Genomic DNA, 7,078 nt, shown 5'->3' with positions numbered 1-7,078 from the left:
AGCGACGGCAACACCGGCCACGCCGAATCCGTAAAAGTGGAATTCGACCCATCGGTGATCAGTTACGGCCAGCTGTTGAAGGTGTACTTCGGCGTCGCTCACGACCCGACGGAGTTGAATCGCCAGGGCCCCGATACCGGTACGCAATACCGTTCGGAAATCTTCTACACCAATCCGCAGCAGCAGAAGATTGCCCAGTCATACATTGCGCAACTCAATGCAGCGAAAGTTTTCGATGGCTCGATCGTGACGCAGGTACAGCCATTGAACGCATTCTACGAAGCCGAGTCCTACCATCAGGACTACGCACGCACGCATCCCGACGAACCGTACATCGTGATCAACGACGCACCAAAAGTCGCCGCACTCAAGCAATTGTACCCGTCGTTGTATCAACCTGAAGAAGCGGTCGTCGACGTTAAGCTGTAATCATCCAACTTACTTCGGAGGAACCAGACGCAACTTGGATGGTTCATGGCGGGGATTGGGCAGCAGCATGCGCTCAATCTCCACCGGCGGTAGCCCGCGCGCATAGTAATAACCCTGTCCTTCACTGCAGCCGGCCTGCAGTAGGAATTCGTGCTGCGCGGCCGTTTCGATACCTTCGGCAATCGTGTACATGCCCAGGCTCTTGGCGATGGCAAGCATCGCCTCGACGATAGCGACGTCGTTGCTGCTATCGGGCAAGTCGGTGACAAACGACCGGTCGATCTTCAAGAAGTCAATGCCGGACATCTTCAGATACGCCAGCGACGAATACCCCGTACCGAAGTCGTCGATCGCAATGCAAATACCCAGTGCATGCAACGCATGTATGGTCTGCTCGGTTGCTTCACCCAAGCGAAGAATCGCGCTTTCGGTGATTTCAAATAGCAGGCGCTTGGGTGAAATCTGGCTGATCTGGAGCGCCTGTTTCACGCTTTCGATAAAACCGGGGTGACCGAAGGTGGCCGCCGATGCATTCAGTGCGACACGTATCGGCGGCAACTTTGCCTGGTCCCATTGACGTATCTGCGCGCACACGGCACGCAGCGTCCACGCATCGATCCGCCGGATCAAGCCGAGGCTTTCCGCCAGCGGAATAAATTCATCCGGCATCAATTCGCCGCGTTCGGGATGGCGCCAGCGCAACAACGCTTCTACGGCCACGATACGGCCACTGCGCAATTCCACGCTGGGCTGGAATGCCAGATGGAATTCGTCGCGCATCAGCGCCTGACGAAGATCGGCGCCAAGCATCAGGCGCATGCGCGCATCGGCGTGCATCAATGGTGTGTAGAAGCGGAAGGTGTTGCGCTCCTGCGTCTTGGCGGCATACATCGCGGCGTCAGCGTTGGCGATCAATACCACCGGATCGCTGCCATCCAGCGGATAGCCCGATACGCCAATGCTGGCGCTCATCACGATTTCGTAATCGCCAATCAGCATTGGCTCGGACAAGCTGAGCAACAGGCGGCTGGCAAACTGCGCCGCCTGCTCGCGCGTGCGCAAACTACCGAGCAAGACGGTGAATTCGTCGCCGCCGATACGGCTGGCCACGTCGTTCTCGCCCAGTTCGCGACGAATGCGTTGCGCCACTTTCACGAGCAAACGATCGCCAATGGCATGGCTGTAACTGTCGTTTACCGCCTTGAACGCATCCAGATCCACGAACAATACCGCTGCCGCGCCATTGGTGCGTGCGGCCGCATCGATAGCATTGGCGCAATGGCGCTGGAATTCGCTGCGATTGGCCAGTCCTGTCAAGGGGTCGTGCGCCACCATGTATTCGAGGCGCTGGCGATCGGCCTTGCTGCGCGTGATATCGGTCACCACGGCAACATAGTGCTGTATGCGCCCCTCGCTGTTGCGAATGGCGCTGATGCTGAGTAACTCCGGATAGGACGACCCGTCCGCGCGCCAGCTTTGCACCTCGCTTACCCAGTTGCCGCCATCGGCAACCATGTCCCAGATGGACGACGGCAACGGCGAACCATCGGGCATGCGTCGCAATTCGTCGAAACGATGGTGTTGCAGGTACTGCAATGTATAACCGCTGATGCGTGTCAACGCACTGTTGATGGTCGTAATGCGACGATCGGCATCGGCAATGATCAAGCCTTCTGCCACGCTGGCCATGGCCTCCGAAGCAATACGACGCTCCTGCTCCATCGCCACGCGATCGGAAATGTCGCGCATGATGGCTTGGCGCACCGGTTGTGCGCCCCACGTGGTGAGGCTGCTGTGCGTCTCCACCGTGCGTACCATGCCGTTCTCGGCGCGCAGCATGCCAATGGTTTGCGCACCTGCCGAGCGTGTACTGCCTTCGACAAACAGATCCTGGAATTTCTTTCCGATCAGCGCGTGTGAATCGTGCCCCGTCCAGATGCATGCGGTGCGATTGACGCCGAGAATGGTGCCGTGCGTTTCATCGACCATTACGATGCCGTCGGCGGCGCTATCGAACAGCAATTGGTAACGCTCTTCCGTACCGCGGATGCTGGTGAGGATGCGTTTCGCCATGCGGAACCAGATCAGGCACGCCAGCATCGCGCTCACCAGCACGCTGAAGAACAGCACCTTTCCCAGCCACGCCGCACCCAGCGCAATGTCCAGTGAAAATTCGTCGCTGCGCGGCTGGATGTAGTCGTTGAGCGTGTCGATACGCGTGCGCTGCTGTTCTAGTTCTGCAGCAGTCGGCGTGCCGTGTGCATATACCTGCTCAAGGTGATTGGCGATGGCGTTGAGTTCTTCGATGGAACCATCGACAGAACGCCAATCTTTCACTGCCTGGCCCATATAGGGCGCTTGCGAGAAGTGGTCGAGGATGAAAACCATGCCAGGAATGGCGGCGGGAATGACGCCGCCGCGCTTGAACGCATCGACGACCTCAGACTCCTTGTAATGGCCGGTGGCGATCGTATCGCGCGCCCAGCGGTCCGTGCGCAGGACTTCGTAGTTGCGCCGGAAGCTGTCCAGGTCATTGGGATCGCCGCTGCGGGCGTAGACATACAGATCGATGACCGCCTGCTTCTGGGCCTTCGACCAAAGACTTTCGCCATTCAAAAAACCGGCAAGCGTTACCTGGACCTGGAGGGCACCCCAGGTCAGGCACAAAACAAGGCCAACGACCGCCGCCAACCCATATGCCAAAGGCATAAGGCGCCGTAACAGCGGTCGTTGCTGAACTTTGCGAGCGATACGCATCGTGCCCCTATTGTAATCAGCTGACACTCCACACGAAGAAGCTGCTGATATGTGTATCGCCCCCTACCGCACCAAACTTAAGCGTTTATGCGGCGGCCTCACTGGCCAGCCATGGGTCGCGACGCACATCCAGGCAACGATCCAGAGTGATCCTCATGCTGACATAGCTCCGTTTTACGCATTCTTGCAGGTAAGCGACCTGATCTGCTCGAGGAGAGGTGCCCACCAGGGTACATACGATCTCCAGCGCCTCCCAAGGATGAGTATCGTCATAAGCTGCGTGAAGTTGAAGCCAACGCAGGCTATGAGCCCGAACGGACTGGGGGAAGGATTCATGATAGGCCACGCTGTCATAGACCAGCTGCGCCCAATCCCCTGTTGCCCCTTCGACCGCGTAATTGGTGGCAATCATGCCTGCCGCCAACGGCGCGCTACGGCTCACCTCTTCGCACCACCCGGCCAGTGCCTCCGTACCGTACGGGGCCGAGCCATTCAACACGTCGTCCCTGGAAACGCCGGCCCCTTCGGCCCAATTTAGCCAATAGTCGGCATGATTCTGCTCCACTCGGATGTTACGTACCAGCCAGCGCCGGGCCATGTTTTCACCCTGGCTGCGGCCATACCGCGTTTTCAGCAGATTTTGCGCCATATAGGCGGGAAAACGTTCGATAACCGGCCATACGCCGACCATGAAGTCGCGCGTTGCCTGGGCGTCCATACGGGCTTCGCGCATGATCGTCCAGATGCCATGGCCAATCACGCCTTGCTTGGTCTCCTCGCAATTGTTGACCAAATCCTGAGCCCAGGTCGGGTAGCTGGACAATTCCATCAGGTCGCCGGTGCGTTCGAAATGTGCGTGCATGTGTGAGTCTCCACTATTTGTTTAGTCGTTAACGACAGGGTTTGTTCGGCAGGACAATTGCCGGCCGATACCAGGCCCTCGGGCGGTCCCGGTACCCCAATATTGGTCGCCTTCCGGCGGCGTTGCGACTACCTGGTGAAAATTTTGTGGGGACCCTTTGAAGGTCCCTTCACGGTAATCAGGAAGGGCCCGAGGCTTCCGGGCCGGCGCGATAACTGGACGGCTATATGGCTGGCCTTGAAGGTGGACCGTCGATGCAAGGCACAAACCGTGCGGCCGCCTCTGCAAGGACCTTTGCTGCAACGCGCGCGGCATAACTATTTTTCAGCCCATCGCAAGCGTCTGCTCGACAATCCATGCAAAAACGCCAGCGCACGATGGCGCTGGCGTTTCCGATGACTTCTACGTTTTTTAACTCACCAGGATGGGTGATTTAACAGCCGCATAAAGAAAGCTTTAGATGCGTTTTACCAGGGCCAGCGATTGTTCGACGTGTTCGAGCCGGGTGTTAAGGACACGCCGCGCAGCACTTCGGCGAACTTCGCCGAACGCAGAGTCACGAACTGCTCATGCGCAGCACCCGCCGCCGTTGTATTGGACAACGTATCGCGAATCGCAACCAAGCGGTTCGGATCGGCACCCGTATCGCCGCCGCCGCTGATGGTTGAGGTAACCGCCCAGATGGTGACCTTGCCATCGGCGTCCACGCGGCCGGTGATCTGACGCAAACCATCCGTTGCTGGCGACCACGGCAGACTCGTCGCTAGATTCGTGCCGGTGGGATAGTTGTGCACCGTATAGGGCTGACCGAGATTCAAACCAGCCTGCAAGGTGTAAGCGAGATTCCAGGTCTTGGTCGATACGTTGTAAACCCACTTCTGCAGGCCAGCCGTCGTCTGCCCAGCTGCATGTGTGTACAGATCAGTGCCGCCGGTGTAGCCGTCGCCTTCATCGGCGACATATAACGTATTTGCATCGGCGAACCAGATGCCGAACGGAAAGGACACCGTCGTTGCCGTCTTCGCCAATGCAGTGGGAAAGCCGGCAAGGATGCACATGTTGGTCGGCAGACCCGACGTCTGCAACGTGGCCGCATTGTAGGAAAGTGGTGCGGAGGGCAAGGATGCGCCAGGCACCGGAACACCCACGCCTTTGGGACATGCCGTGCCCGTGGTATCCACGAAGTACACGGTGTTCACACCGTTGCTGCCACTGCCCTTGGTGTAATACATCACGTTGTTGTACACAGCGATGCCGCGGAAGTTGTCGTCTTTACCGATCTTGTCGGCTTTGTCGCCAAGTGCCGTCACCGAGAAACTCGCCAACGGCGTGGTGACACCCGGGTTCTGCAACGCTTCGGGCAGGTCTGATGGCGCAATCAGCTGCGCACCAGCACCCAGGATGATGCCATTGGGCTGTGGGTTGCTGCCGTTACCTGCGTTGCCCGCGGTATAGAAGATATTCTGGCCGTTGACGTTATTGAGGATCGCCGCACGACCGTTGTCGCCGCTATAGGCGTTGGTTTCGGTGAACTGGAATCGACCCGCACCGTCGACCGTTGCCACGGCACGGTAAAAGGTTTGTCCGTCGGGATTGGTCGGATCGACCGCACCGGGCGTGTTCGCATTGGACACATCGATAGTGTTCACCGGCGCGACATAACCGATGAATGTAAGGTACTTGCCATCCAGCGACAGATGCAGGCCAAGTTCCGATTTGGAGCTGAAGCTCGTCACCAGCTGTCCTTCTTTCGCAGCGGGACGCATGCTGTTGGGAACTTCCAGCGAATCGATCAACCAGCCATTGGGCGTCAGCTGATCGAGATAGATGCGCGACGTGATACCGAAGCTTGGATCGTAGATCACGTCATTGAACACTTCGGGATAGGTGCCATCATACGGCGCACCGGGCGCAACCCCGCAAGCGCCGCTGCTCGCCGGACAATCCGGCGGCAAGATCTGTCCCACTTGAACGTTGCTGGCATTGTTGTCGTACACACTGCGACTAACGACCAGATTATCTGGCCAAAAACGAAAATCACGCTGGAACGAAAAATCATCAGCATAGGCGGCGACACTTGCTGCAAGAGCTGTCAATGCAAGCGCGGCAACAGCGCGCCGACGTCTAAAGCGGAAAGACGTGGTCATGGTCATCATGATCTCCGAGTGGTGTGTGAGCGGAGCTACAGGGCACAACCCAGCCACGGTAATCATGTGAAATGAAGTATTTTTGACAGCGACGCGCAGGATGTCTCGTATGTTAGGTTCGCGTGACGACAATCACTTCAGCGGACAAAAAGCAGGGCCGACTAAGCTTCTCCTAAGCTTGTTGTTGTTCGTTTTCTGCCCGCGTTCATCACCTCAAATCAGGCGCGTAAATCCATCGGCGCTCCAGGCTTCACTGCCGACACCGTGATGCACGAAAAACAATCCGTCCGGATCGTACTTCTGCTTCACGGCTGCAAGCCTGGGATAATTCGCACCCCAGAACGCTGCTTGCCAGTCGCGCTGGAAGTAATCGCTTTCCGATACATACGCGCCGGCGTTCGGTGCGACCTTCGATAATTCGTCCATGGCCTTCGCGATTTGCGCAGCATCGTCGCGCGCTTCAGCCATGTTGGGACCCGGACCGGGCATGCCCGGATAGGCGGGATCGCCGCCGCCCCCGAGTATCGCCAACGCAAACGCATCGAGGACTTGCGGATTCGTGGCTGTGTCTCGGGACGCCGCCAGCGCTTCGGCCGGAGCGCCCGCCAATCCTTTGTTGTAGTGAAACGCGACGTCCCAGTGACGCGTGCATGCAAACAATGCATCGACCAATCGGGATTGCTGGTCCGCCTGCAACAACGACGCAGGCATCCATGCGGATTTGTAGCTATGAATAAACCAGCCCACCTGCCCCTGATCGCCCGCCCACAGCACGTGATTGCGTGGCGCGCCGTCGCGATCGTCATCGATCATGAAACCGGGCGCATGCTGGCGGAAAAAGTCAGCGTCCCAGAAATGCTGCGAAGGTATCGCAAGGGCTTGT

Annotated in this window: 5 protein-coding genes; 1 reads left to right on the top strand and 4 read right to left on the bottom strand. The window is 58.2% G+C overall.

Annotation, left to right across the window (positions count from 1 at the left end; genetic code table 11):
* A partial coding sequence (gene msrA, locus VK725_RS10730; RefSeq protein ID WP_325318045.1) for a peptide-methionine (S)-S-oxide reductase MsrA occupies window positions 1-429 on the top strand: 429 nt, incomplete at its 5' end.
* Window positions 430-438: 9 nt separating this feature from the next.
* Here msrA and VK725_RS10725 read toward each other — a convergent pair.
* The 4 genes from VK725_RS10725 to VK725_RS10710 form a co-directional block, all read right to left on the bottom strand.
* A complete protein-coding gene (locus VK725_RS10725) occupies window positions 439-3,138 on the bottom strand; it encodes a putative bifunctional diguanylate cyclase/phosphodiesterase (RefSeq protein ID WP_325318044.1) in 2,700 nt (899 codons plus the stop codon).
* 133 nt (window positions 3,139-3,271) lie between these two features.
* Window positions 3,272-4,048, bottom strand: a complete 777-nt coding sequence (locus tag VK725_RS10720; protein ID WP_325318043.1) for a TenA family transcriptional regulator — start codon at window positions 4,046-4,048, stop codon at window positions 3,272-3,274.
* A 467-nt stretch (window positions 4,049-4,515) separates the two neighbouring features.
* Complete coding sequence (locus tag VK725_RS10715) at window positions 4,516-6,195, bottom strand: hypothetical protein (RefSeq protein WP_325318042.1); 1,680 nt, start codon at window positions 6,193-6,195, stop codon at window positions 4,516-4,518.
* 213 nt (window positions 6,196-6,408) lie between these two features.
* On the bottom strand, window positions 6,409-7,078 hold a 670-nt coding region (locus VK725_RS10710; protein WP_325318041.1), incomplete at its 5' end, for a BBE domain-containing protein.

It is taken from the genome of Dyella sp. (genome assembly GCF_035486915.1).
GTDB lineage: Bacteria > Pseudomonadota > Gammaproteobacteria > Xanthomonadales > Rhodanobacteraceae > Dyella_B.
This window is presented reverse-complemented; position numbering and strand designations above follow the sequence as displayed.